This window comes from Kitasatospora sp. HPM-01-4, assembly GCF_051374625.1.
Taxonomy (GTDB): domain Bacteria; phylum Actinomycetota; class Actinomycetes; order Streptomycetales; family Streptomycetaceae; genus Kitasatospora.
Map to the genome: position 1 here is coordinate 1071707 of NZ_JBPQGP010000005.1, position 25145 is coordinate 1096851.

24 protein-coding genes are annotated in these 25145 nt (G+C 71.8%); 13 read left to right on the forward strand and 11 right to left on the reverse strand.

Annotated elements, in window-relative coordinates:
- Positions 1 to 119: 119 nt before the first annotated feature.
- The 4 genes from ACSMTC_RS04410 to ACSMTC_RS04425 all read left to right on the forward strand — a co-directional run bounded on the left by ACSMTC_RS04410 (position 120) and on the right by ACSMTC_RS04425 (position 3980).
- Complete coding sequence (locus tag ACSMTC_RS04410; protein ID WP_436558317.1) at positions 120 to 1385, forward strand: globin domain-containing protein; 1266 nt, start codon at positions 120 to 122, stop codon at positions 1383 to 1385.
- Positions 1386 to 1673: 288 nt separating this feature from the next.
- Positions 1674 to 2651 (forward strand): sigma 54 modulation/S30EA ribosomal C-terminal domain-containing protein, encoded by a 978-nt coding sequence (locus tag ACSMTC_RS04415; RefSeq protein WP_436558318.1) that lies wholly within the window; start codon positions 1674 to 1676, stop codon positions 2649 to 2651.
- Positions 2652 to 2741: 90 nt separating this feature from the next.
- A complete protein-coding gene (locus ACSMTC_RS04420; RefSeq protein ID WP_436558319.1) occupies positions 2742 to 3488 on the forward strand; it encodes a response regulator in 747 nt (248 codons plus the stop codon).
- Positions 3489 to 3590: 102 nt separating this feature from the next.
- Positions 3591 to 3980, forward strand: a complete 390-nt coding sequence (locus ACSMTC_RS04425; protein WP_436558320.1) for a pyridoxamine 5'-phosphate oxidase family protein — start codon at positions 3591 to 3593, stop codon at positions 3978 to 3980.
- Between the two features lie 69 nt (positions 3981 to 4049).
- Here ACSMTC_RS04425 and ACSMTC_RS04430 read toward each other — a convergent pair whose 3' ends face one another.
- Together ACSMTC_RS04430 and ACSMTC_RS04435 are read right to left on the reverse strand one after the other, a co-directional pair.
- Positions 4050 to 4952 carry a serine hydrolase gene (locus tag ACSMTC_RS04430; RefSeq protein WP_436558321.1) on the reverse strand — a complete coding sequence of 301 codons (903 nt, stop codon included), beginning with the start codon at positions 4950 to 4952 and terminating at the stop codon, positions 4050 to 4052.
- On the reverse strand, positions 4949 to 5812 hold the full coding sequence (locus ACSMTC_RS04435) for a LysR family transcriptional regulator (RefSeq protein ID WP_436558322.1): 864 nt from the start codon (positions 5810 to 5812) through the stop codon (positions 4949 to 4951). The genes ACSMTC_RS04430 and ACSMTC_RS04435 overlap by 4 nt, the downstream gene beginning before the upstream one ends.
- A 107-nt stretch (positions 5813 to 5919) precedes the next feature.
- Here ACSMTC_RS04435 and bla point away from each other — a divergent pair, with 107 nt between their 5' ends.
- Both bla and ACSMTC_RS04445 read left to right on the forward strand, forming a co-directional pair.
- Entirely contained in the window at positions 5920 to 6828 is a 909-nt protein-coding gene (gene bla, locus ACSMTC_RS04440; protein ID WP_436558323.1) for a class A beta-lactamase, read from the forward strand.
- Positions 6829 to 7089: 261 nt separating this feature from the next.
- Entirely contained in the window at positions 7090 to 7722 is a 633-nt protein-coding gene (locus tag ACSMTC_RS04445) for a hypothetical protein (protein WP_436558324.1), read from the forward strand.
- A 16-nt stretch (positions 7723 to 7738) separates the two neighbouring features.
- Here ACSMTC_RS04445 and ACSMTC_RS04450 read toward each other — a convergent pair whose 3' ends face one another.
- Complete coding sequence (locus ACSMTC_RS04450; RefSeq protein ID WP_436558325.1) at positions 7739 to 8362, reverse strand: TetR/AcrR family transcriptional regulator; 624 nt, start codon at positions 8360 to 8362, stop codon at positions 7739 to 7741.
- A gap of 298 nt (positions 8363 to 8660) precedes the next feature.
- Here ACSMTC_RS04450 and ACSMTC_RS04455 point away from each other — a divergent pair, with 298 nt between their 5' ends.
- Positions 8661 to 8810, forward strand: a complete 150-nt coding sequence (locus ACSMTC_RS04455) for a hypothetical protein (RefSeq protein WP_436558326.1) — start codon at positions 8661 to 8663, stop codon at positions 8808 to 8810.
- 159 nt (positions 8811 to 8969) lie between these two features.
- Here the strand turns inward: ACSMTC_RS04455 and ACSMTC_RS04460 are convergent, their stop codons facing one another.
- From ACSMTC_RS04460 to ACSMTC_RS04475, 4 genes are all read right to left on the reverse strand, one after another.
- On the reverse strand, positions 8970 to 10004 hold the full coding sequence (locus ACSMTC_RS04460; protein WP_436558327.1) for a hypothetical protein: 1035 nt from the start codon (positions 10002 to 10004) through the stop codon (positions 8970 to 8972).
- Positions 10001 to 10918, reverse strand: a complete 918-nt coding sequence (locus ACSMTC_RS04465; protein WP_436558328.1) for an ABC transporter ATP-binding protein — start codon at positions 10916 to 10918, stop codon at positions 10001 to 10003. The genes ACSMTC_RS04460 and ACSMTC_RS04465 overlap by 4 nt, the downstream gene beginning before the upstream one ends.
- 18 nt (positions 10919 to 10936) lie before the next feature.
- Positions 10937 to 11344 carry a GntR family transcriptional regulator gene (locus ACSMTC_RS04470; RefSeq protein WP_436558329.1) on the reverse strand — a complete coding sequence of 136 codons (408 nt, stop codon included), beginning with the start codon at positions 11342 to 11344 and terminating at the stop codon, positions 10937 to 10939.
- A 96-nt stretch (positions 11345 to 11440) separates the two neighbouring features.
- Positions 11441 to 12826 (reverse strand): DUF2079 domain-containing protein, encoded by a 1386-nt coding sequence (locus ACSMTC_RS04475; RefSeq protein ID WP_436558330.1) that lies wholly within the window; start codon positions 12824 to 12826, stop codon positions 11441 to 11443.
- A 216-nt stretch (positions 12827 to 13042) separates the two neighbouring features.
- On the opposite strand from ACSMTC_RS04475, the gene ACSMTC_RS04480 reads away from it, so the two are divergent.
- Positions 13043 to 13528 carry a Uma2 family endonuclease gene (locus ACSMTC_RS04480; RefSeq protein WP_436564588.1) on the forward strand — a complete coding sequence of 162 codons (486 nt, stop codon included), beginning with the start codon at positions 13043 to 13045 and terminating at the stop codon, positions 13526 to 13528.
- Positions 13529 to 13560: 32 nt separating this feature from the next.
- On the opposite strand, the gene ACSMTC_RS04485 is transcribed toward ACSMTC_RS04480, so the two are convergent.
- Positions 13561 to 15294 (reverse strand): sensor histidine kinase, encoded by a 1734-nt coding sequence (locus ACSMTC_RS04485; protein ID WP_436564589.1) that lies wholly within the window; start codon positions 15292 to 15294, stop codon positions 13561 to 13563.
- 322 nt (positions 15295 to 15616) lie between these two features.
- Between ACSMTC_RS04485 and ctaD the strand changes: the two genes are divergently transcribed.
- The 3 genes from ctaD (at position 15617) to ACSMTC_RS04500 (ending at position 18687) form a co-directional block, all read left to right on the forward strand.
- Positions 15617 to 17332: an aa3-type cytochrome oxidase subunit I gene (gene ctaD, locus ACSMTC_RS04490; protein ID WP_436564590.1), complete on the forward strand. Its 1716-nt coding sequence runs from the start codon at positions 15617 to 15619 to the stop codon at positions 17330 to 17332.
- A gap of 88 nt (positions 17333 to 17420) precedes the next feature.
- A complete protein-coding gene (locus ACSMTC_RS04495) occupies positions 17421 to 17954 on the forward strand; it encodes a hypothetical protein (RefSeq protein WP_436558331.1) in 534 nt (177 codons plus the stop codon).
- Between the two features lie 373 nt (positions 17955 to 18327).
- Complete coding sequence (locus ACSMTC_RS04500) at positions 18328 to 18687, forward strand: peptidase inhibitor family I36 protein (RefSeq protein WP_436558332.1); 360 nt, start codon at positions 18328 to 18330, stop codon at positions 18685 to 18687.
- A gap of 73 nt (positions 18688 to 18760) precedes the next feature.
- Here the strand turns inward: ACSMTC_RS04500 and ACSMTC_RS04505 are convergent, their stop codons facing one another.
- The gene (locus ACSMTC_RS04505) at positions 18761 to 20200 is read right to left on the reverse strand and encodes an alkaline phosphatase family protein (protein ID WP_436558333.1); all 1440 of its coding nucleotides are present in this window, start codon (positions 20198 to 20200) and stop codon (positions 18761 to 18763) included.
- 285 nt (positions 20201 to 20485) lie between these two features.
- A complete protein-coding gene (locus ACSMTC_RS04510; protein ID WP_436558334.1) occupies positions 20486 to 20932 on the reverse strand; it encodes a MarR family winged helix-turn-helix transcriptional regulator in 447 nt (148 codons plus the stop codon).
- A 130-nt stretch (positions 20933 to 21062) separates the two neighbouring features.
- On the opposite strand from ACSMTC_RS04510, the gene ACSMTC_RS04515 reads away from it, so the two are divergent.
- Positions 21063 to 22319, forward strand: a complete 1257-nt coding sequence (locus ACSMTC_RS04515) for an alpha/beta hydrolase (protein ID WP_436558335.1) — start codon at positions 21063 to 21065, stop codon at positions 22317 to 22319.
- A gap of 161 nt (positions 22320 to 22480) precedes the next feature.
- Here ACSMTC_RS04515 and ACSMTC_RS04520 read toward each other — a convergent pair whose 3' ends face one another.
- Positions 22481 to 23017, reverse strand: a complete 537-nt coding sequence (locus ACSMTC_RS04520; RefSeq protein WP_436558336.1) for a CGNR zinc finger domain-containing protein — start codon at positions 23015 to 23017, stop codon at positions 22481 to 22483.
- A gap of 102 nt (positions 23018 to 23119) precedes the next feature.
- Between ACSMTC_RS04520 and ACSMTC_RS04525 the strand changes: the two genes are divergently transcribed.
- Positions 23120 to 24691 carry an FAD-dependent monooxygenase gene (locus ACSMTC_RS04525; protein WP_436558337.1) on the forward strand — a complete coding sequence of 524 codons (1572 nt, stop codon included), beginning with the start codon at positions 23120 to 23122 and terminating at the stop codon, positions 24689 to 24691.
- The last annotated feature ends 454 nt before the right edge of the window (positions 24692 to 25145 follow it).

Consider the following 25145-nt stretch of genomic DNA (forward strand, 5'->3'; position numbering starts at 1 on the left):
GACCCTCGGGGCCGGCGATGAGGGTGCCACGGCCGCTGTCAAGGGCCGAAGGTCCCTGAGGAAGTCGGCCCAACGGGCCATGGATTCTTGACAGTTGACGTGGAGTTAGGCTCCCGTTCATGAAGATCACCAGGACCGCCGAGTACGACCGACTGCTCGCCCGACACCATGCGATGCGATTGCGTCGGCAGATTCTCAGCCCGGAGAGCTCCTCCCCCGCACGCCCCGCCATCGGCCCTGGTGCGGTCCCGTACGACGGCTACGGCGACCAGCAGCTGATCAGGAGCCACCTGGACCTGGTAGTACCGTTCGACGCTCTCATCGAGCAGCTCTATGAGTTCATGTTCCAGCGCAGGCCCTATCTGCGCGACCTCTTCCCGGAGTCGATGCAGTTCCAACAGGACCATCTGGCACGGATGTTCAGGTATCTGATCGACAACCTGCACCGCCCCGACCATGTGCTCGCGGTGCTGCGCCAGCTCGGCGGCGACCATCGCAAGCTCGGGGTGTGGCCGGCCCACTACCACGCGTTCGAGGAGGCGCTGAGTTACGCGCTGCGCCGGCGGGCCGGCGGCGCGTGGACCATGGAGCTGGAGCAGGCCTGGCTGCGGATGCTCCGGTTCGCGGTCGGTGCGATGGTCGAGGGCGCGGAGTCCGCCATCACCGAACCGCCGTACTGGCAGGGCGAGGTGGTCGGGCACGAGCGCCGCGGGCCGGATGTCGCGGTGCTGCGGATCAGGACGGGAGAGCCGTACCCGTACCGGGCCGGGCAGTACGCGACCATCGAGTCTCCGCTGCTGCCGCACACCTGGCGGCAGTACTCGATGGCCTGCGCCCCGCGGCCGGACGGGGTGCTGGAGTTCCACGTCCGCCGTACGGCCGTCGGCGGGGTGAGCGAGGCCCTGGTGGAACGCACGCGGGCCGGGGACACGGTCCGGATCGGACCGCCACGAGGCGCGATGACGATGGTGGACGGCCTCCGTGACGTGCTGCTGGTGGCCGGCGGCACGGGGCTGGCCCCGCTGAAGGCGATCCTCGGGGAGCTGGTGGAGAAGCGGGGACGGGGGCAGCAGGCACATCTGTTCGTCGGCGCCCGCAGCCGCACCGACCTCTATGACCGGGAGGCACTGGCGAAGCTGTCCGAGCGGTTCCCCTGGCTGGAGGTCGTTCCGGTGCTCGGTGACGGGCCGGGACACGTGGGGGCCGAACCGGGAGCGGGCTCACTGCCGGACGCGGTGGGGCGGGCCGCTGACTGGTCCGAGCACATCGCCTACGTCAGCGGCCCGCCGGGCATGGTCGGCGGCGTCCGGGCCCGGCTGCTCGCCACGGGGATGCCGGCCGACCGGGTCCGCCACGACCCGCTCGTCTCCGCCGCCCGGGACTGACGCTTCAGTGCTGCCGGGAGAGCATCCGCATCAGCAGGCGGCGCAGGGGCCAGTACAGGTGGCGGTTGACCATGGTGGCGTCAGTCCTCTCGGTCCGGATGGCGGTACCACTCTCCGGCCCCTCGCTCGGCGGCGGCAGGCGTCGGAGGTCCCGGTGCGGCGGGCCGGGTGTCGCTGCCGCCGGCGTCCTGCCGGGGGCGAAGGGCTCGGCGGGTAAGGGACGTTCGGCCCTCGGCTCGTGGTTCCCGGTGGGTCAGCCTGGTCGGGAACCTAGGAGGATGAACTCTGATGACCAGTCTGCCGAGCAGGCCCACCGTCGATGTCCAGGTCGAACTCCGCGGCGAGCTGCCACGGGAGGCGGCCGAACACGCCCGACGGCGAATGCTCGGCACGATCGCACGGCTGGGACCGACCGCGCACTCGGTCCGGGTGAAGCTCACCCGGGTCCACGGCGGCGAGGTCGGCCGGACCGCCATGGCCCAGGCCACCGTCGGACTCGGCGAACGGACGCTGCGGGCCCAGGTCGCCGCACCGGGCATGCAGCAGGCCGTGCGGCTGCTCCAGGACCGGCTGCTGGACCGGGCCGCGCGGCTCCGGCCCTACTGGGACGGCCCTTTCTCGCGGGACTCGTGCGCTGAGCGCCCGTCCGAGGAAGGTCCGTACGGCGAGGGTCCGTACGGCGAGGACCCGTGCGATGAGGGCCTGTTCGGGGAGCGGCTCGACACGACGGATCGGCTGGACACGGCGGATCGGCTGGAAACAGCGGAGCTGCTGGACACGGCGGATCGGCTCGACACGGCGGAGCTGGTGGCGGTCGCCGAGCTGTACCGGCCGGGGCGTGAACGGGCACAGCGGCCCGAATACGCCCGCCGGCCCCTGGGCGAGCGGGAGATCGCGCGGCGCAAGTGCGTGGTCCCGGCCCGGCTGACGCCGCGGCAGGCCGTTCTCGCCATGGCCGCCATGGACTTCGACTTCCATCTGTTCAGCGAGGCCGCCACCGGGCGGGACTGCGTGGCCTACTGGCAGCAGCAGGCGGGCGGCTACCGGATCCTCCGCGCCGCCGGCGGCAGCTGTGCGCCGGCCCTCGGCGATCCGCACGCCGCGCCCCGGATCGGCACTCGGGAGGCGGCCCGTCGACTGTGGCTCGGCGGGCGGCCGTTCGTGTTCTTCACCTCCGCCGAGGACGGCCGGGGCCGGCTCCTCTACCGAAGGTACGACGGGCACTACGGGCTGATCGTGCCCAGGCCGCCGGCCGGTAGCGAATAGGGCCGTCCGGCCCTGGCGACGGTATCCGGCTCCGGAGACAATGCAGTGGCCCCCACCAGGGCGGGCACACGCAGGGAACGGAGTTGGGCCATGTCGGACGGCACTGAGCGGACTGGTGCCGAGAGGCCCGTACGGGTCTTTCTGCTCGACGACCACGAGGTGGTGCGCCGAGGCGTACAGGACCTCCTGGACGCCGAGCCGGGACTCACCGTCATCGGGGAGGCCGGCACGGCCGAGCAGGCGCTGGCCAGGGTGCCCGCACTCCGCCCGGACGTCGCGGTACTCGATGTCCGACTGCCCGACAGCGACGGGGTCAGCGTCTGCCGGGAGCTGCGCTCGACCATGCCGGAACTGGCCTGTCTGATGCTCACCTCCTTCGACGACGAGGAGGCCCTGCTGGACGCGATCATGGCTGGAGCCGCCGGCTACGTGCTCAAGCAGATCAGCGGCACCGATCTGGTCTCCGCCGTACGGACCGTGGCCTCGGGCCAGTCCCTGCTCGACCCCGGCGCGGCCACCCGTCTGATGGCCCGGCTGCGCGGCGAGAGCGAGGCGCCCCGACAGCCGGTGCTCCCCGCCCTGACCGACCGGGAGCGGGAGATCCTCGCCCTGGTGGGAGAAGGTCTGACGAACCGTCAGATCGGAGCCCGGCTCTACCTCGCCGAGAAGACCGTCAAGAACCACATCTCCCGGCTGCTCGCCAAACTGGGCGTGGAGCGGCGGGTCCAGGCCGCCGTGATCGCCACCCAGAGCACCCAGCCTCCGTCCTCCGCCGGACGGAGCACCCCCGAACGTCCTTCTCGTCCCGCACCGGCCGGAGGCTTCGCGCGCCGCTGATCCTTCGGACCCGCGCTGGTTCCGTAGGCGAGGCGTTCGGCACCCGTCCGCCGGCGGGACACCCACCGGCCCGCGCGCCCTTCGCCCCAAGGATCGAACCGCATGAAATCCGAACTCCCCTGGCTGGCCGAGCAGCAGTGCCTCGCCCTGCTGGAAAGCGCGTCGGTGGGACGCGTCGTCTACACGGTCGGCGCGCTGCCCGCCGTACTGCCGGCCCGGTTCCGGCTGGACGAGCACGGGGTGGTCCTGCGGACCGACGGGGGCGAGGCGCTGGTACGGGCCGTGGACGGCTCACTGGTCGCCTTCGAGGCGGACGAGGTCAGCGCGGCGGACGGCAGCGGCTGGTCGGTCACCGTCCTCGGACCGGCCCGGGTGATCGCGCCATCGGACAGCGGGTCGGCGGAGCACACGACGCACTCGGGGCAGGTCGTGATCCGCATCCGGCCCGAGCTGGTCACCGGCCGTACCCTGTCCGCCTCGCGAAGCACCTGACCGGCTCTGGGCCCCTCACCGGGCGGGAGCCCTGCGGTCGGCGCGGGCCGTCGAGGCCCGCGCCCGTGCTCACCACGCCCGCAGACGATCGTGCAGGGCGCGGGCCACATGCGCCATCACGGCCTCCGCCGTCGGCTGGACGGCCGCGGGCACGGTGGACTCCGTCAGGGCCGCGACGGCGTACCGCGATCCGTCCTCGTGCTCGACCACCCCGATCTCATGGCGCAGGTTGAGCAGCGTGCCGGTCTTGGACGACCAGTTGGAGGCGTCCGAGCGGAAGTCGGGCGCGAGCCGGTGCAGGATGACGTTCTCGCCCATGAGCGAGCGCACCCGCGCCGCGACGGCGGCCGGGATCCGGGTGGGAACCCACAGGGCCTGGAGCAGATCGACGCAGGCCCTGGCGGTCCCTGAGTTCGCCCGGCTGACGTCCAGTTGGGGTACGGGGTGCCCGCGCCGCGCGGTGCGGGAGCCGATCGCCAGGGCCTGGGCCAGCCGGACGTCACCCGGCTCGAACCGCTCCGCGGGCGTCTCGGTGAGCTCCCGCATCAGGTGGCGGACGGTGATGCCGGTGATACCGGCGTCCGCCAGGGCGTGGTTGACCTCGGCGGGCGGGACGAGGCCGAACAGGGCGTCCGCCGCGGTGTTGTCGCTGAGCGCGGTGCTGAGGTAGAGCAGGTCCTCGACGGCGACCCGGGCCGGGTGGCGGAACCTGCTCAGCCCCACCGGCCCCGGCGAGGTGAGGCGTCCGGGCGGCACGTCGATCATGGCGGCCCCGTCGATCCGCCCGTCCTGGACGCGCTCCAGCACGGCCGTCGCGAGCGGCACCTTGACCAGTGAGGCGAGCGGCAGCTCGACGTCCGGGTCGATGCCGAGCTCGTCACCGGTGGCCAGGTCCCGCACCAGGAACGAGCCGGACAGCCCGGCGTCCCTCAGCATGTCCCGCTGCTCCCGGACGACCCGCTGCGCGTTCACGATTGCTCCCCTCCGTCGGTCGGTACCCCCAGGCAGCGCGCGATCGGCTCCCGGAGCGCCCTGCTGATGTGCCGTACGTCGTCGCCGCTGCCGGCGCGCAGCTGGTACCCGCGGGCAACGGGCGCTCCCGCCAACGCGCGCCAGTACAGCCCCAGTTCGTCCGCCTGCGCAGCCGAGCACAGCAGCAGGTCGCCGGTGCGCAGGGTCTCGGACACGGCCACGGTGAGCGAGGCCGTCACCGAGATCTGCGCGGGCAGCAGGGCGGCGCGGTGGCCGAGCTGCTCCAGCCGGTCCCGGACGTGGGGCAGGTCGTCCTCGGGCTGGATCCAGATCCGCTGGAACGGCCGCCGTGGCTGCCGCTGCCGCAGTGTCTCGATGTGCAGGGGCCGCGTGCCCGTCCTGACCGCGGTGGCCACCCCGAGCGGTACCGCCCAGGTAGCCTCGTGCGGGGGGACGGCGACGAGCGCCAGCCGTACCTCGTGGCCGTTGAGCAGCTCCACCCGCGCGGCGGGGCCCGCGGCGCGCAGGCCGAGGACCATGCCCAGCTCGCGGGCGGCGGCGTCGAGCACGGCCAGCTCCCGGACCGGACAGATGTCGGGGACCGCGAACGCCAGCGGCTTGAGCCTGGCCCGCTCGGCATCGCACTCCATCGCGTCCGCGAGCTCCACCAGCCGCTTCGCGGAGGGCAGCAGGTCCCGCCCGAACGGAGTCAGTGCGGCGCGGCGGCCGGACCGGTCGAACAGGGGGCTGCCCAGGTGCCTCTCCAGAGCGGCGATCCGCCGGCTCGCGACCGGTTGCGGCACTCCGGCCGCCTCGGCGCCCAGGGTGAAGCTCCCCCGCTCACCGACACGCACGAACACACGGCATGCTCCGACCAGGTCCACGACCGCATCGTATGCATAAAACGCATGGAATGTCACAGAACGGTCTTTGCCTGCATAAGACGCCCGGCGGCAGGCTGTCAGCCATGCTCTTCACGAAGACCCGTTCCGCCGTACTCGCCGTCCCGCTGATCGCGGCCGCCCTGCTGACCGGCTGCTCCGCCCACGCCGCCGGCACACCGCCGCAGCCCCGCGCCACCGCTTCCGCCGACCCGGCGGCCGCCTCCTTCACCCAGCTCGAGAAGCGCTTCGGTGCCCGGCTGGGGGTGTACGCGCTGGACACCGGCTCCGGCCGGGAGGTGACCTACCGTGCGGACGAACGCTTCGCGTTCGCCTCGACCTCCAAGGCCCTCACCGTGGGCACCCTGCTGCGCCGCGTCTCCGACGCGGACCTGGACACGGTGGTGACCTACCGCTCCGAGGACCTGCAGAAGTGGGCGCCGATCACCTCGCAGCACGTGGCCACGGGCATGCCGCTGCGCGACCTGGCCGCCGCCGCCATCGACCACAGCGACAACACGGCGGCCAACCTCGTCATGGACCGGCTCGGCGGGCCCGCGTCCGTGCAGCAGGCACTGCGCGACGTCGGCGACTCGACCACCAACGTCAACCGCACCGAGCCGACCCTCAACGAGGCCACCCCCGGCGACACCCGGGACACCAGCACGCCCCGGGTGCTCGCCGGCGACCTGCGCCGCTTCGTCCTCGGCGACCTCCTCACCGAGGACCGGCGCAAGCTGCTCACCGACTGGCTGCTGGGCAACACGACCGGTGGCCCCTACATCCGCGCGGGCGTCCCCACCGGCTGGAAGGTCGGGGACAAGACCGGAAACGGCGGGTACGGCACCCGCAACGACATCGCGATCGCCTGGCCGGAGGGTGGCGGCAGCCCCGTCGTCATCGCCGTCCTGTCCGACCGCGGCAAGGCCGACGCCACCTCCGACGACGCCCTGATCGCAGAGAGCACGAAGGCCGCGCTGAGCGCCCTCCGCTGATCGCTCTCGCCGGCGCCGGGCATCAGCGTGGGTCCTCGGGCGACGTGTACCGCGGGCCGTGAACCGCGCACCGCTGTCGACGAGTTGCCGGTGCGGACCGTCACCGGTCCGCCCGCCGCCGCCCGCCGCCGCCCTCGCCGCACGAGCCGCGGCGCAGGCCCCGATCCGCCACCGCGCCGAGGAGCGCAGGGGGAACCGTCCGGCGCACCGGCACGTCACAGGGACGACCGCGCACCGCAACCGGTATTCCCTGGAGTCGAAATGCCCCGGCCCCTCCGCGCCACCGTCCTCGTGCTCGCCGTCACCGCCCTTGCGGGCTGCGGCAGTTCGACCGTTCCCGGACAACCGCTGCCCTCGCGGAGCGCGGGTGCGCGCCCCTGCCCGACGTGGGCGCAGCAACAGCACGGGCAGCCCACCGCTCCGCCGACCGCCTTCGACGGGACACCCGCGAACACTCCCGAAGCAACGGAGCTGTCCCAGGCGGTCGGTACGCAGGGGCGCGGCGCCTTCGCCGACGTGTGGGGCACGCAGATCACCGACTACCCGGCGGGGCGCGTCGCCCTCTGCGTCACGGACCTGAGTCGCGGTCAGGCCCTGGCGGCCGCAGCCAAGAAGGCCGACCCGAAGATCGACCTGGACCGGCTCGACCTCTATCCGTGCCGGTACTCCCAGCGGACGCTGGACGGTGCGATCAGGCGGATCGTCGCGCTCGGGCCCACGGTGCTCGGCTTCCCGCTCCACACCTACTCACCCGTCGCGGACGCCTCCGGCGTCCAGGTGACCACCACCGCCCAGGGCGCGGCCTCGCAGGCCCTGCACGAGCGGCTGGCCCGGGCGGCGGGGGACGGCATCCCGGTGCTCCTGCAGCAGAGCGGACCGGCCGTCCCCGCCTGACCCGCGTCGGCACCGCCTATCCGGCTCCGCACAGCTCGTCCAGGTGGACGCGCAGCACCGCGGCGCAGGTCTGCGCGCTGAGCAGGTCGGGGTGGAGCACGGCGCTGAGACCGAGTCCGTCCAGGAGCGCGGCCAGACGCTCGGCCTCGATGGCCGGATCGCGGTCGGCGCGCAGGGTTCCGGCCTCGCCGAGCCTGGTCAGAACACGGCGGGTCAGCCCTCTGGTGTCGGCGGCGGTCCGGTGCGACAGGGCCTCGAAGGCCGGATTGGTCCGGGCGGCGGCGCTGAAGTCCAGGAAGACGGTGACCTCTTGGCGCCGCTGTTCGTCCAGGGGCAGCAGCTCGGACAGGAAGTCGGCTGCCAGCCGCAGTTGTTCGGAGCGCCGGTGGCTGCTCAGGTCCCCGATGCGTTCGAGGTGCCGGTTCAGCCGGTGGTCGAGGCGGTCGAGCATCGACTGCATGGCGAAGTCCATCAACTCCTGCTGGCTGGCGAAGTAGTGGCGCAGGGAGCCGATGTTGAGCCCGGCTTCGTCGGCGACCGCGCGCAGCGAGGTCCGCTGCAGTCCGTCCCTGATGACGACCCGGAAGAGGGCGTCGACGACATGGCGGCGGCGGGCTTCGGGATCCACGAGCTTCGGCATGCCCTCGTTGTATCACGCCTGTGATAACTTGCTTGCCATCACGCCTGTGATAAATAAACGACGGGGAGGCTCGGGTGGAGAGGTACCTCAATCTCATGCTCATCAGGTTCGGCCTGGTGGCGGGCGGTCTGGTGGTGTTGGCCCTGGTGGTCTTCACCGTGGCCCTGAGCCTCAGGCGCAGGGGCGGGCTCGATCGGGCGCGCCGTTATGCGGACCCCGCCGTGCGAGCGGCGTTACGTGCTGCCGCCCGGCGGCTGGAGGACGGGCCCTCCCGCGACCGGCGGCGGGACGGTCGCCGATGATCCGCCTCGCACGGGAGTCCTCGCCACTCGTCCACCACCTGCTGGTGGACTACGCCGTCAAGGGCGCCATCGTGGTCACGGCGCTGGTCGTTCTCGGACTCGGGGCAGCGGTGATCTGGTGGCGGGCGGGGCGCGAGAGGGACTGAGGCCGCAAAGCGTAAGGCTGGTGACGGACCGTCAGTCAGCCGTGCCCGGCGTACGCCCGGCCCCCCGAACCCTGCGGAGGCGCCGGTCCCGGCCGGCCGAGGGCGGGTCGAGACGACCGGCGTCGGGCGGCCGGGACCGGCTGGTACCGCGGCCGGGGATCAGGCCCGCGGGGTCGCGCGTAGCGAGTTGCCGTCCCGCCGCACCCGGTGGAAGACCACCGCCAGCGCCACGGCGGTGAGCGCCACCAGGATCCCGGCCTCGACCAGTTGAACCGGCACGAGGTGATCGGCGGGGTGGTACGTGATCCAGCTGTTGGTGGCCCCGGCACAGCGCTGGGAGTCGGCCTGGCAGTAGTCGGTCGAGACCCACCGGCCGTCCGCGAGCACCGCACCGCGGTCGATCAGCCAGGCGTTGACGGGCTGCGCGGCGTTGAGCGGGACCACCTCCTTGACCGCCGGGTAGAGGAAGGGGCGGGCCCACCAGAGCAGGCCGTAGACGACCGCCGCCAGGACACCGGTGACCAGCACCGAGGCCACGGCGCGGCGCAGCAACTGCCCGACCAGCAGGCCGAGCGCGAGCGCGAACAGCGACCAGGCGACCGGCATCACCCCGAGGCCGGGGTAGGTGAGGCCCTGGAACGGCGGATCGAAGGCGACCGGGCCGTGGACGATGTCCACCCACCACACCCAGGTCATCAGCACGGCGAGTACTCCGCTGGCAGCCAGCACCGCCAGCCCGGGCAGGGCGATCCTCGCGGTGAGCCAGCGCAGCGGCCTGACGGACTGGGTCCAGACCAGGCGGACGGTTCCGCGCTCGTACTCCTGGGCGAGCAACGGGGCGCCGAGGAACATGCCGATCAGCAGCGGGACGGCGGCGGTGACGGGCTGGAGCCACAGGGTGTACACGAGGGAGAGGCTGTCGATGGGCTCGATCAGGGACCAGCAGTGGGGGGCGCCCCAGCTGTCGGGGCTGTGACAGCCGGCCCGGCTCAGATCGGCCGTCATCTGCTGGAGGCGGAGGTGGAGCCAGAGCAGGGTGGCCGAGGCGGCGACCAGCAGGCCGGCGATCGTCCACAGCGCGGTGCGGCTCTGGCGCCAGGCCAGCCAGATCAGCCCGCTCGGGCGGCGCCGGGTCTGCCGCTCAGGCGCGGACGGCGCGGTGGCGGCGCGGTCGGGCAGAACGTCAGTACTCATGCGGCGATCCCGTTCTCGGTCGGCTGTGCCTGCACGGCCGGCCCGGCGGTCCCCGGGGTCCGGAGGTAGCCGAGCAGCAGCTCTTCGAGGCTCGGCCTGCCGCCCTCCCACGGGCCGCTCAGCGGCTCCTCGGTGCGGACCAGCACCTCGACCCGGCGGCCGGCGGAGCGCCGCTCGACCACCACGTCCGCGGGGAGCTCGGTGCCCGCCGGGCCGGCGAGCAGCTGGTGCCCGTCCAGCAGGTCCTCCAGGTCGCCGGAGAGCCGGATCCGCCCGGACTGCACCAGCAGCAGGTAGTCGATGACACCGTCCAGCTCGGGGAGGATGTGTGAGGAGAGCACGATGGTGGTGCCGCGGTCGGCGGCCTCGGCCATCAGGGTGCCCATCAGCTGGTGCCGGGCGAGCGGGTCGAGGTCGGCCATCGGCTCGTCGAGCAGCAGCAGGTCGGGGCGCTTGCCGAGGGCGAGTGCGAGGGTGACCCGGGTGCGCTGACCACCGGAGAGCGAGCCGATCTTCGCTTTTGACCTCAACTCGCCCTGGTCGATGATCTGTTGGGCCAGGTCCTGATCCCAGGACGGGTTCAGCTCCTGGCCGATCCGCAGCGTCTCGGCCACCGTGAAGCCGGGGTAGAGCGGCTTGTCCTGGGCCACGTACGCGATCCGGGCGCGCAGTTCCTCGGTGGCGGACGGCTCACCGAGCACCCGCAGCTCACCCTCGGTGGGGGTGAGCAGGCGGGCGGCGATGCCGAGCAGGGTGCTCTTGCCCGCGCCGTTGGGGCCGACCACCCCGCAGATCCGCCCGGCCGGGAGCGTGAAGCTGCAGTCGCGCAGCGCCCAGTCCCCCCGGTACCGCTTGCCCAGGCCGTCGGCCGCGAGCGCCGCCGGTACCGGCGGTGTGTTCGTCGGGTCGTCCACCCGGTCCCCCCGCTGTTCTCAACTCGGTGATGCCGGGGAGACCCCGGTGTCGAATCGCTGCTCCAGGACGGAGGCCATCAGCGCGGCGATGTCCTCACGCTCCAGCCCGGCCTTCCGGGCCTGGTCCACCCAGCCGACCAGCTCCGCGCGCAGCGGCCCGTCGGCGGCCGCCTCCGGCCGGGCGAGCGATCGCCGGACGAAGGTGCCGAGCCCCGGCCGGGGCTCGACCAGGCCCTCGCGTTCCAGCTCGCGGTAGGCCTTCAGCACGGTGTTGGGGTTGATCGCGGTGAGCTCGACCACCTCCCGCGCGGTCGGCAGCTTGTCCCCGGGCTGGAGCAGTCCGAGCCGCAGGGCCTGCTTGGTCTGCTGGACGATCTGCTGGTACGTGGAGACGCCGCTGCGCCGCTCGATGCGGTACTCGATCACACGCGATTCGGCCTTTCACTAGTTCAATAGTGGAATTCTGGCCTGCGGCGGCGCACGGGTCAACCCGGACCAGGGGGTGTCGGGCGATCTCGACGGTCAGGGCCGCCGCAGCAGCAGGAGTGAGTCCCGGTCGAGGATCCGCCGGTAGCCGCGCCGCTCGTACTCGGCCAGCATCCGGGCGGTGGCGGCGGTCGCGCACGGGACCCGCACGCTCGGGTCCGTCCGGTCGACCGCCACCCACTCTGGCCCCGGCCCGGTCGGTTCCTGGCAGACCAGGGTGACGGTGGCCCGGCTGGTCAGCTGTGCGGCGAGCCGGTTGGAGGCGGCCACGGTCGCGCCGTCGGGTATCGAGCCGAGCAGTGCCCGGGTGTGCGTGAGCCGGGGAGAGGTGCGCCACGCCTCGGGCATCACCACCTCGTGCAACGGATAGAGCGGCAGCGTCACGGCCGCCACCAGGGCGCTGACGGCGAGCGCGCGCCGGGCGCGGCGGGCGTCGGTGCGGGTGAGGGCGTCCACCAGGGCCGCGAGCGCGAGCGGCATCAGCACCGCGCTGTAGTGGTAACTGACGCCCCAGTAGTGCGGGTTGGCCGAGAGCAGCCGCCAGCCCAGGGTGGGCACGCAGAGCAGGATCAGCGGCGAGCGCAGCCCGAGGAAGCCGGCCGTCGCGGCGAGCAGGAACAGCAGCAGCCACTTGACCGGGGGCCAGCCGATCCGGGCCGCCAGCGACCAGGCCGAGGGCCGAGGGCCGCCGCCGTCCAGCTGCTGCCAGTAGTCGAAACCGCCGTGCGGGTTGAACCAGGGCAGCACCACGAGCACGGTGAGCGCGGTGGCCGCGACCCCCACGCCCGCGAGTACGAGCCCGGGCAGCGGGCTGTGCCGGTCCTGACGCGCCTGCCAGGCGATCAGTACGCCGAAGGCGGCCACGGTCAGGCCGAGATCCTCCTTGACCAGCAACAGCGGCAGCGACCACAGCGCGGCGGCCAGGTGGCGGCGCCGGCCGAGCGCGGTGGCCGCGAAGGCCAGCAGCGGGACGGCGAAGGCGATCTCGTGGAAGTCGTCGCAGGCGGCCCGGACGATCCCCCAGGACGCCCCGGCGACGCACCCGACCACCAGGGCGACCCGCGGCCCGCCCGCCTCGTGTGCCCACCGGGTGAGCGGCACGACGGCCAGCGCCATCAGCAGCGCCTGCGCGACCAACAGGGTGACCGGCCCCGGAAACACCCGGTAGGCCGGGGCGAGCACGGCGATCAACGGGTGGAAGTGGTCCCCGAGCAGGTTGTACCCGGGCCCCTTGAGCGGCACGATCGGCGCCTGGCCGTGCGCGTACGCGCGGACGGCCTGTTCGAAGATGCCCAGGTCGTAGGCCTTGGTCAGGCCCCGCCGGTGCCGGTTGACGGCGACACAGGTGTAGAGCGCGGCGAATCCCGCGGCCAGGCCCCAGGCCAGGACGGCGGGTCGGCGCGACGGAGGGAACAAGCGCATGGCAAAGTACCCTTTCACTATTAGATTAGTGGAAGGGTGATGGAGAGGAGGATGATCGTCAACTCGGGTCGGCCCCGCACTCGCGGGGATGGCCCCTACGCCTTCCCGAACCGCCTACGCTGCGCCGAGGAGAGGAGACGGCTCGTGAACAACGCCCCCGCCGCGCCTGGTGACTACAGCCGTGTGTCGGATCCGGAACGCGCGCTGAAGTAGCACATCGCCGGTGACCGCGCCGAGATCATCGAGGGAGTCATCACCCTCGTGTCCCCGTCCTGGGCGCACGAGAACGCCACCGACCTGATCCGGGAGCGGATCGGCCCGCGCATGCGCGAACTCGGTCTACGCGCCGGCTCCGGCAACCTCGATCTGCCCGGCAGCGAGAACTGGTACATCCCCGACCTGGCCGTCGTCCCCGCCGAACTCGCCAGGACCGAAGGCGCACTCCTGCCCGACCGGACCGTGCTCGTGGTGGAGGTCACCTCCCCCTCCGACAGCGACACCGACCGTACGGTCAAACGCCGCCGCTACGCGCAGTACGGTGCCCCGCTCTACCTGCTGGTGGACCGACAGGAGAGCTCCTGCACCCTGTTCTCCCAGCCCGCACGGCTCGGCTACACCCGCGTGGAAGGCCCACACCCGTTCGGTGTCCCGGTGCGCCTGCCGGAGCCGTTCGATCTCGTTCTCGACACCGGTGACTTCTGAGGCCGGGCGGCACGATGCCGCCGAACGGCGCGTCAGCCGCCCGAGACCGCGGCTCCGGAGAGCGGGGCCGACCACTGCAGATGGGTGCCGCCGCCGGCGGGAGTGGAGAGGGTGAAGGCGCCACCGAACTGCCGGGCGCGCTCGTGGAGGTTGCGCAGGCCGCTGCGGTGCCCCTCCTGCGCCGGGAGGCCGATGCCGTTGTCGGTGACGGAGAGGACCACCTCACCGCCGGTGGCGTGCAGGGTGACCTCGACCCGGGTGGCGTGCGCGTGCCGGGCGGCGTTGCTCAGCGCCTCGGCCAGCACCGCCGTCACCTGGTCGGCGACGGCCGGCGGCACGTCGGTGTCCAGCAGCCCCTCCATGCTCAGCCGGGGCGCGAAGCCGAGAGTGGCCCTGGCCTCGGCGACGGCTCTGGCCGCCCGGGCCCGCAGGCCGCGGTCCTCACCGTCGCGGGCCCGCAGGCCGAAAATGGTCGAGCGGATGATCTTGATGGTCTCGTCCAGGTCCTGCACCGCCCGCACCACCCGCTCCGACGCGGCGGGCTGCTCGATCAGCCGCGCGGCGCTCTGCAGCGTCATACCGGTCGCGAACAGCCGCTGGATGGCCAGGTCGTGCAGGTCGCGGCCGATCCGGTCGCGGTCCTCGAACAGCGCCAACTGCTCGGCGTCCCGGCGGCGTTCGTCCAGTTCCAGGGCGAGCGCGGCCTGGTCGGCGAAGCCCAGAAGCGCTCCCATCTCCTCGGTGCCGAACGGCAGTTGACCAGCCGTCCGGGCCAGCAGCAGCACGCCCTGGACCTTCCCGGCCGCCGTACTAAGCGGCACCGCCACCGCCGGGCCGAGACCCTCGAAGCGGCTCAGTCCGTCGGAGCGGCGCGGCCCGGCCGCGTACCGGTCGTCACAGGACAGGTCCCCGGTGGTCACCGGCGAGCCCGCCGCGATCGCCGCACCGGAGATCGTCCCGTTCATCGGCACGGTCAGCCCGAGCCGTCCGGCGCTGTCGCCGCCGAGGGCCAGTTCGACCCGCAGCTGATCGCCGTTCCCGACCGAGACCGAGAGGTCCGCCAGCTCCGCGCCGGTGATCTCACGGGCCCGCTCCGCGATCAGTGCCAGCACCTCCTGGCGGGGCACGCCGGAGAGCAGACTGCGGGTGATCTCGCCGCTGGCCCGCAGCCAGCGCTGCTGGCGCTGCGCCTCCTCGTACAGCCGGGCGTTGTCGATCGCCACGCCCGCCGCCATGGCGAGGGCGGAGATCAGCGCCTCGTCGTCGGCGTCGAACTCCTGCCCGCCGCGCTTGTCGGTGAGGTAGAGGTTGCCGAAGACCTCCTCGCGGACCCGGACCGGGACCCCCAGGAAGGTGCGCATCTGCGGATGGTGGGCCGGGCAGCCGTAGGAGGCGGGGTGCGTGGAGAGGTCGGCCAGGCGCAGCAGTTCGGGGTGGCGGATCAGCTCGCCGAGGATGCCCTTGCCGCTCGGGTAGGGACCGATGACGGAGATCTCCTCGTCCGACAGCCCGACCGTCAGGAACTGCGACAGCGTGTGCCCGTCGGGCCCGATCACGCCGAGCGCGGCGTAGCGGGCGTCGGAGAGCACACCGGCCGCCTCCACGATCCGGCGCAGCACCTGGGTGAGGTCCAGCTCCCGCCCGACCGAGAGGACCGCTTCCAGCAGGCCGTGCACCCGGTCCCGGGTACCGCGGACGTCGTCGATCCGGGCGTGCAGCTCCGCCAGCAGTTCGTCCAGTCGAAGCTGCGGAAGCCGCGAGGGCATCCCGTCCCCACCCACGTGGTTCCTCCTGGTTCCGCTTCCGCCGGCGCTGTCGTGCGTACCCGCCCAACGGTACCGGCCGCGTGCCCGCGCGAGTGCGCCGGCCCCCGTTCACCTGCGTGGATGCCCTGGTCACGGCGGGTCAGCCGGCCCGGACGAACGGCACTTCGGCCGTGGACCGGTCGGCTGCGGCCGCCGGGACCATCGGCCCTGTGGGCACCACCCGCCGCCCGCCGAGGATGAATCGCCCGCCCGGGAGCCATCCGGGTGCGCCTGAGCCATGTTCGGTGGATGCGAAGGAGGGCGGCCGGTGGCTGCCATCGAGGTGAAGGAAGAGCCGGCTGCGGCCGCTGCCCCAGGGAGGAGGTCGGGTTCGGCACTGGTGCGACTGCTCACCACCACCGATCACAAGACGATCGGCAGTATGTATCTGGTCACCGCGTTCGGCTTCTTCCTGGTCGGCGGTGTGCTGGCGCTGGTGATGCGTGCGGAGCTGGCGCGGCCGGGGACGCAGATCCTGTCGAACGAGCAGTTCAACCAGGCGTTCACGATGCACGGCTCGATCATGCTGCTGCTGTTCGCCATGCCGCTGTTCACCGGGTTCGCCAACTGGATCATGCCGCTGCAGATCGGTGCCCCCGATGTGGCCTTCCCCCGGCTGAACATGCTGTCCTACTGGCTGTTCCTGTTCGGGGCGCTGATCGCGGCGGGCGGTTTCCTCACCCCGCAGGGCGCCGCCGACTTCGGCTGGTTCGCCTATGCGCCGCTCTCGGACGCCGTCCACTCGCCGGGCGTCGGCGCGGACATGTGGATCATGGGCGTGGCGATGGGTGGCTTCGGCAGCATCTTCGGTGCGGTCAACTTCATCACCACGATCATCTGCATGCGGGCACCGGGTCTGACGATGTTCCGGATGTCCATCTTCTGCTGGAACGTGCTGCTGACCTCGCTGCTGGTGCTGCTGGTCTTCCCGGTGCTGGCCGCCGCGCTGTTCGCGCTGGAGGCGGACCGCAAGTTCGGGGCGCACGTCTTCGACTCCGCCAACGGCGGGGCGATGCTGTGGCAGCACCTGTTCTGGTTCTTCGGCCACCCCGAGGTGTACATCCTGGCCCTGCCGTTCTTCGGCATCGTCTCGGAGATCATCCCGGTCTTCAGCCGCAAGCCGATGTTCGGCTACTCCGGTCTGATCGCGGCCACCATCGCCATCGCGGGCCTGTCCCTGACGGTCTGGGCGCACCACATGTACGTCACTGGGCAGGTGCTGCTGCCGTTCTTCTCCTTCATGACCTTCCTGATCGCGGTCCCGACCGGGGTGAAGTTCTTCAACTGGGTCGGCACCATGTGGAAGGGCTCACTCAGTTTCGAGACCCCGATGCTCTGGACGGTCGGCTTCCTGGTCACCTTCCTGTTCGGCGGTCTGACCGGTGTGCTGCTCGCCGCTCCGGTGCTGGACTTCCACGTCTCGGACTCGTACTTCGTGGTGGCCCACTTCCACTACACCCTGTTCGGCACCGTGGTGTACGCGATGATGGCCGGCTTCCACTTCTGGTGGCCGAAGATGACCGGCAAGATGCTCGACGAGCGCCTCGGCAAGATCACCTTCTGGACGCTCACCATCGGGTTCCACGCCACCTTCCTGGTCCAGCACTGGCTGGGCGCCCAGGGCATGCCGCGACGCTACGCCGACTACCTGGCCTCGGACGGTTTCACCACGCTGAACACCGTCTCCACCATCGGCTCCTTCCTGCTCGGCCTGTCGCTGCTGCCGTTCCTCTACAACGTCTGGAAGACCGCCAAGTACGGCGAGAAGGTCACCGTCGACGACCCGTGGGGCTGGGGCCGTTCGCTGGAGTGGGCGACCTCCTGCCCGCCGCCCCGGCACAACTTCACCTCCCTGCCCCGGATCCGCTCCGAATCCCCGGCCTTCGACCTGCACCACCCGGAGATCGCCGCGATGGACTACCTGCACAACCACGGTGAGCCGGCCAAGCACCTCGCCGGCGTGGTGCCCGCCCAGTCCGGCAGGCCCTCGACGGACTGACAGATTCCGCCTCCCGCCCGGCTCTCTCCCACCGGGCGGGAGGCGGTCCCCTCCGAACCCGTACCGAGCCCTGAAGAGGACAACGGCCATGTCGCACACCGTTCTTGCCATCGGCGCCATCGCACTCACCGCCGCCGGCTGCGTCTGGTACATCCCTGCGGTGGTGGATCTGCGGGCGGGCGACGACCGTCCCCGGTCCGTCCGGCTGTCCGCGATCGCCTGCCTGTCCTGGTGGTTGAGCGTGGCCGCCGCCGGTCTCGTCCTGTTCACCCCCCTCTCCTGGCAGCTGTCCGCCGCGCTCGCCGCCGGCGGCGCGGTGGCGGGTACGGCGCTGCGGCTGACCGCGGCCGTCGACCACCACAGCGAGCAGCGCGAGGAGAACCGGTACTGGGCGGAGGTCCTGCCCGGCGCTCCGTCCTCCGCCAACCGCCAGCGGCCCCAAGTCCTGGTGCTGGCCTGGCTGGTGTCCGGGGTCGCCGCCGCCTCCGTGGCCGCGGTGTCCATCGTGCTGTCGGCGCGCTCCGACACCCCGGCCGGTCCGGCCCTGGCCACGGCGGCCTGCGGCACGGCCGGGTTCTCCCTGGCCATCCTGCTCATCGCGGTCAACCGGGCCCGCTCGTAGCCGAGCCGGCCGGCTCGAACCCGGCGGGGCCGACGGGCTGCCACAACCGGCGGCCGATCGGCCCCGCCGTCGGTTTGGGCGCCGCTTGCCGGCAGGGTACGGCCGTCCGCGACTTCCTCCGCCGGCTGCCCGGGGGCCCGGCTGCGGGGTGTTGACCTGGGGCGCTGACCTGGGGCGCTGATCTGGGGCGCTGACCGGGCGGCCGCGCGCCGGAGTGCCGGGTCGAGCGCCGGGCGCCTGTGCAGAGCGGCGCACGCGAGTTCCTGCCTCGCGGCGGTGGCTCACCCCCGCGCGCGGGTACTGTGCGGAGCCCGGCATTCCTACTCTTCGAAGTGCCGATGACGGCTCCGCCGCGAACTTGGAGGACAGGCGCATGCGCCGACTCACCACCACCCTCGTCGCCACGCTCTCCACCGTCGCACTGGCCGCACCGGCCGCCGCCGCACCCGGCGGCCACCGCGAGCCGAGCCGGTGCCCCGACGGCGCCGTCTGCGGCTGGCGGGAGGCGAACTGGCCGGGTCCCCCCGTGTTCTGGTCTCCCCCGTTCAACAGCGAGACCTGCCTGGTGGAGGACGACCTGGGCCCGTTCCGTTCGCTGTGGAACAACAGCGGCCACACCGTGCGGTTCTACCGTGGCGGTGACTGCGACGGCCACTACTTCGACCTCGCCGCCGGGACCGGCTCCCCCCGGACACCATGGCCGATCGGCTCCGCGCGCGTACTCGGGCCCTGACGGAGCCGCTTCCGCACGACCCGCTGCGGCCCGGCCGAAGGAGGCCGGAGGCAACCGGCCCGCAGGGGTTGCCTCAGGAATCCCTCGCCGGGCGGCGGGGGCGGTGGCCGCGCTCCTGGTGCGGGAACTCCTGCTCGGCACCCGGCAGCCGCGGCGGCGGCAGGGTCGCCACTTCCCGCTTGGCCAGCTCGAGTTGGGCCGCGGTGTCGGGCAGCCGCGGCGGGCGGTGGGCACTCTGGCGGAACTGGAAGGCCGAGGTCAGGTCGCCGAAGGCCTCCCGGCGCCAGTCGGTGATGTTGGCCGCGCGCACCCCGGTGAAGCGCTCCAGGAACTGGAGCACCGAGGTGTGGTCGAACGCCTCCGAGGCGACCCAACCTCCCACGGTCCAGGGTGAGATGACGATGCACGGCACCCGGAAGCCACCGCCGATCGGCAGTCCGTGGATGAACTCGCCGGGCGTGCCGTCCTCCGGCACCGGCGGCGGGACGTGGTCGAACAGGCCGTCGTTCTCGTCGTAGTTGAGGATGAAGGCGGTCTTCGCCCAGACCTTCGGGTTCGACGCGATCGCCTCGATCTTGGAGGCGACGTAGTCGGCACCGGCGGCGGGCAGGTAGGCCGGGTGCTCGGACTGGTAGCTGGTCGGCAAGATCCAGGAGACCGCCGGCAGCCGGTCGTTGCGGGCGTCGTCCTCGAAGGTCCCGGCGGGCCGCGCGGTCATGCCCTTGTCGTAGAGCGGGTCACCCGGCTTCGCCTGCTGGAAGTTGGCGAAGAGCGAGAGCACGTCGGTGCCGTAGTTGTCGGTCTCCTGGTAGACCCGCCAGCTGACGCCCGCCGCCTCCAGCTGCTCGGCGTAGGTGGTCCAGGTCAGCGGCCTCGGGGCGGAGTTCTCGATGATCGGGCCGCCGCCGGTGCCGTCGGGGTCGATCGAACCGGTCATCCAGTAAAGGCGGTTGGGCCAGGTCGGGCCCTGGACGGAGCAGAAGTAGTTGTCGCAGATGGTGAAGGACTCGGCCAGGGCGAACTGGAAGGGGATATCGTCCCGGGTGTAGTAGCCCATCACGTAGGGGCCGTTGACGCCGTCCGCCGCACGGTGCGCGGGCAGCCACTGGTCCATCCTGCCGCCGTTCCAGGCGCGGTGCTGGACGGACCAGGCGTGGCTGGTGGACGGGATCGCCTGCGCGCTGGTGGTACGGGTGTCGAGGTGGAACGGCAGCAGATAACCGTCCGGGTTGACGCTGTCCGGCTGGTAGAAGACCGAGCGGCCGTTGTCGAGCCGCAGCGCGTCCGGGTCACCGAAGCCCCGGACGCCGGCCAGCGTACCGAAGTAGTGATCGAAGGAACGGTTCTCCTGCATCAGCAGGACCACATGTTCGATGTCGCGCAGTGAGCCGCGCCGGGGCACCCCGGCCGCGACCGCACGCTGGACGTTCGGCGGCAGCAGACTCATCGCCGCCGCTCCACCCGCCACCCCGGCCGCCGAACCCAGCAGCCTGCGTCGGGTCATTCCGGACATCAGTTCCTCCCTCTCCGCCACTCGCACAAGAGTGTCCTGAGGTCTGGTGGTGTCAGATCGGATACGACTCTGCCGCACCGGCGCTCCCTTGCGCGGGGGGTGCCAGATGAACAGTCGGCCAATGTCAGGTACCTGACTGCCAGTCAGAGACGACTCGACCCCGGGTGCACTCCAACCGATGGAGTCCTGCTACGACGCGGCCGAGCAGGAGGAGCACATGCGCCGCACGCGACTCGGAGCCACCGGACTTGAGACCCGGGGTCGGCGACCGGCTCCGGGCGGGCTTCAGAGCTGGTCGTAGATGGCGGCGAGTTGCCGCAGGACGTCGGTCGCGGTGCCCAGGGCAGCGGTGTCGTGGTGTGCGAGTGCGGCATCGAGCGCCTGGGTCAAGGCGGCCTGGCGTTCGTGGTGGCGGCGGCGGCCGGCGTCAGTGAGGGTGACCAGGACGGATCTCTTGTCGTCGGCGGGGCGTTCGCGGGTGACGTAGCCGGCCGCGGCCAGGCCGTTGACCAGTTGGGTGGTGGCGGCGCCGGTGGTCTCGGTGGCGGCGGCGAGCCGGCCGATCGGCAGCGGGCCCGCCTCGGCCAGTACCCGCAGGGCGCGGGCGTGGGTGAGGGAGAGCGCGCCGGGAGTGCGGGTGGCGCGTCCGCGCAGGCGGGAGTCGGCGGCACTGAGGCTGTAGGCGGCGCGGGCGAGTTGGTCGAGGGCCGCATCGCGGGTGGGGTCGGGCATCGGTGGATCTCCGTGTCGCCGATCGGTGGGCGGGTTGACAACCAGTCTAGCCTAAGTACTTAATGATTAAGTACTTAGGCATTGCCCGAACGGAATGCCTGACACTCCCCTTCAAGTGAGGACACCTGTCATGACTGTTCGTTCCACCGGTCAGAGCTGGGCCCTGGACATCGCCCTCGCCCAGGGCGGCTTCGACGCCCTGCACCCCCAGGCCAAGGGCACCCTGGAGCAGCTCGGCCACGACCACACCGACTTCGACAAGGTCTTCGACCTGGTGCAGAGCGGCGTGATGCTGCCCAAGGCCTGGGCCACCATCGCCGGACAGGCCGAGGAGCGCGCCGCCCACCACGAGCAGGGCGGCTTCGCGCAGACCGCAGCCGACCTGTACGTGCGCGCCGCCGTGATGTGGGGCCGCGCCCAGTACTCGATCTTCGACGCCACCGACCCGCGCAAGCACGCCTTCCGCGAGCACGCCAACCACTGCGTCGAGCGCCTGGGCGCGCTGCGTGACAACCGGGTGCGCCGCGTCGTCCTCGACTTCGAGGGCAAGCAGATCTTCGCCCTCCTCCACCTGCCGGCCGGCGAGGTCCGCAATGCCCCCGCGGTGATCCTCGGCCCGGGGATGGACATGATCAAGGAGGACTACATCCACGCCGCCGAGCGGTACTACACCTCGCGCGGCATCGTCGCCCTGTCCATCGAGGGTCCGGGCCAGGGCGAGAGCCGGGCCAACGGGCTGACCGTCGACCTCACCAACTACGAGCGCGCCATCAGCCGCTACCTCGACCACCTGGCCTCGCTTCCGGAGGTCGACCCGGCCCGGATCGGTATGTTCGGCATCTCGATGAGCGGCTACTGGGGCTCGCGCGCCGCCGCCACCGACCACCGCCTGGCCGCACTGGCCGCCTTCGAGGCCGTCACCGGCGACTTCACCACCATCTTCGAGCGCGCCCAGCCCACCTTCAAGAACAACTACATGTTCATGGCGGGCTACACCGACGAGGACGCGTTCGACTCCGAGCTGGTCGCCCGGATGCCGCTGGGCGACCTGGTCCGGGAGATCACCTGCCCGGTCCTCTACGGCATCGGCGAGTTCGACGAACTCACCGTGCTGGAGCAGGCGCTGGCCAACTACGAGCGGGTCCGCGCACCCAAGGAGATGCGCGTCTACGAGAACGAGTTCCACCCGCTGGGCGGGGCCGCCGCCGAGGTCTTCCGCTTCGGCGCCGAGTGGGTCGAGCGGGCCCTGAACGGCGAGTTCGCCGAGCCCGGCCGCGACGTACGCCACTACGTCCACAGCGATGGCCGCACCACCGACGGCACCGCCAACCCCACCTGGTGGCTCGGCGCCGTCCCCGCCCAGATCCGCAACGCCCGCCGGGCGTAACGCCCGGGCATCGATGAAACGTTCATCGGCAGGAGAGGGCGCCGACAAGCAGCGGCCGCGCGCCTTCCCTACGGTGAACCGCGGCGACGTGGTGGGGAGGGGTTCCTCATCGGCTTGCGCACTCCGTGCGGGCCGCGCAAGCCGATGCGGATGGGCTGGATTCATTGGCTCCGATTACGGTGGGCGGCGACTCGGACCCGGGTTCCGCAGCGGGTCGAGCAGTAGCGCTGCGGGGCGCGGCGCCCCGTGTCGATGAAGTAGCGGTCACATCCGGGTGCGGCGCAGCGGCCCCATGCGCAGTAGCCGCGTTCGCTGAGCCAGAGGGCCAGGGCGAGCGCGGCGGTGGACAACAGCCATTGGGCGGGCGGTGCGTTGTGGGGAGCCGGGGTGTGGAGCGACCAGCGGCGTTCCGGGAGGCGAACCAGTCGAGGCCGGGCGGGGTACCGGTCGAGCAGGGTGTTGATCGCTTCGGCGGCGCTGCCTTCGTCCTTGATGTCCAGAATGCCGGCGATGACCGCCACGGCCTCCCGTATCTCTTCAGCGGTAGTCTCGGTCAGTCGTAGGGGCGGGCCGCCGTGCGCCTCCACCACGGCTTCGAGTCCCTCCGGCGTGGCTCCGTTCCCGTCCTGCACGGCGTTGACCAGATCGGCCAGGAAGTACAGGCCGCGCGGGTTGTCATCGGCGAACCGCTGGTCCATGGGCTTCTCCCGCTTCAGTGGGCTGCATCACCCCGTCATGGTAACGTCTAAATTAAGGTTAGTCGTTACCTCGTCGACCGTGCAGGTAGAAGGAGGCTCACCGTGTCGCATACGTCCGTGCTGGTGGTCGGAGGCGGCCCCGTCGGTCTGGCTCTGTCCTGTCTGCTGTCGGGCCAGGGCGTGGACCACGTTCTGATCGAGTCCCACCCCGCCACCTCGCGCCACCCCAAGGCCCGGGGCATCTCAGCCCGGTCCATGGAGATCTTCCGGCGCGTCGGACTGGAGAAAGCGGTCCGCGCCGCAGGGCTACCGGCCGAGCAGGTCTACTTCTACCGGGGCCGCGACTTGGTCGACCCCGACTACATCCGCACCGGTCTCGCCCATGAGCCCGGCGAGGGCCCTGAGCACACGCCGTCACCGGGCCTGATCTGTTCCCAGGACATCCTGGAGCCCCTGCTGCTGCGGCGCGCCGAGGAGCTGGCCGACTCCCCGGTCCGGTTCGGCACCCGTCTGGTCTCCTTCGCCGATGACGGCCTCGGCGTACAGGCCGTCATCGAGGAACAGGCGACCGGCCGCCGGTACCGCCTGCGGGCGGACTGGCTCGTCGGCTGCGACGGCGCCGCGAGTACCGTGCGTGCCGGGGCCGGGATCGAGATGGAGGGCCCGACCGGTCTGGGGCGGTACCTGAGCATTCGCTTCGAGGCGCCCCTGGGACAGGTGGTGGCCGACCGGGTCAGCGCCTCCTACTTCCTCACCGTCCCTGGGCGGGGCGGGTTCATGGCCGTCGACAACGACCGTCACTGGATCTACCAGCACCCTCTCGGTACGGACGCGGGTGCGGCAGCGGATCCGACGGACCACGGGCTCCTGGCCGGCCTTATTCGTACGGCAGCCGGCATCCCGGACCTGGACGTGACGGTCCGCGACACGATGACCTGGCGGATGGACGCACAGCTCGCCAACTCCTACAGGCACTCACGCGTCCTGCTGGCAGGCGATGCCGCCCACGTCATCCCGCCGACCGGCGGGCACGGCATGAACACCGGTATCGGCGACGCCGACAACCTCGCATGGAAACTCGCCGCCGTCACCGCCGGATACGCCGGCGAAGCCCTCCTGGACACCTACGAGACCGAGCGGCGCCCCGTCGCACGCCAGATCATCGACATCTCCACGGCCAACGCGGCGAACCGCGCCGGCTACCGCATCGACGACGAACTCCTCCTGACCGCCGCCTACCGCTCCGCCGCCGTCATCCCCGACCCAGAGCATGCCGATCACCCCAGCCCCCTGGATACGTCCGGCTACCGTCCCGGCTGCCGACCGGGAGAGCGCGTACCCCACGTCCGCCTCACCGCAGGCCCCGCAGACGTGACATCCACCCTCGACCTCGTTGGCCCCGGCTTCACCCTGCTCACAACCGACGACGCCCCACAGTGGCAGGTGCAGGCCGAAGCCGTCCGACAGGCGGGGATCCCCCTCACCTTCCGGGCCGTCCGCATCGCCACACAGCGGGAGGCCGAGCCCGGGCAGTGGGCACGCCTGATCGGCGCCGCCCACGCGGACACCGCACTCCTGCTGCGCCCCGACGGGCACATCGCCTGGCGCGGCACCTGCCCCACGGACCTGTCCGCGCTCCCGACCCTCGTTCGGCGCGTACTCGCCGCGCCGTGATTCCCGCCGAAACGGTTCAGTCGACCCGAGTGTCGGCAGTCGACCGGGAGCACGTCGAGTTTCAGTCTGCGGTCGCTTCCGGGTGGGCAGTTGGCGATGAAGCAGTCCGTGCCGACGGTGATGGCGGCGTGGGCGGTGACGGGGACGTGGAGGCCGTCGCCTAGCAGGACGACCTGGTAACCACCGAGGAGTTCCTGGGCGATGCCGGGGCCGCATTTCTCCGGGGCACTGACTCCGGCGATGCGGTCGTGGTTGGTGTAGGAGAAGCCGAGGAAGCGGCCTCTGACGGTGTAGAACTGGATCTTCAGGCCAGGCAGGGGCTCCCCGGTCCGGGCGTCCGTGGCGGTCGCACTGAGGTCTCCAGCTGCAACTGAGTCACGTTCAGGGTGCCCTGGTTCGCCGCGAGGCTGACGGGTACCCTGCCGGGGCAGTCCGCGCCGTCGCACGCCTGTTC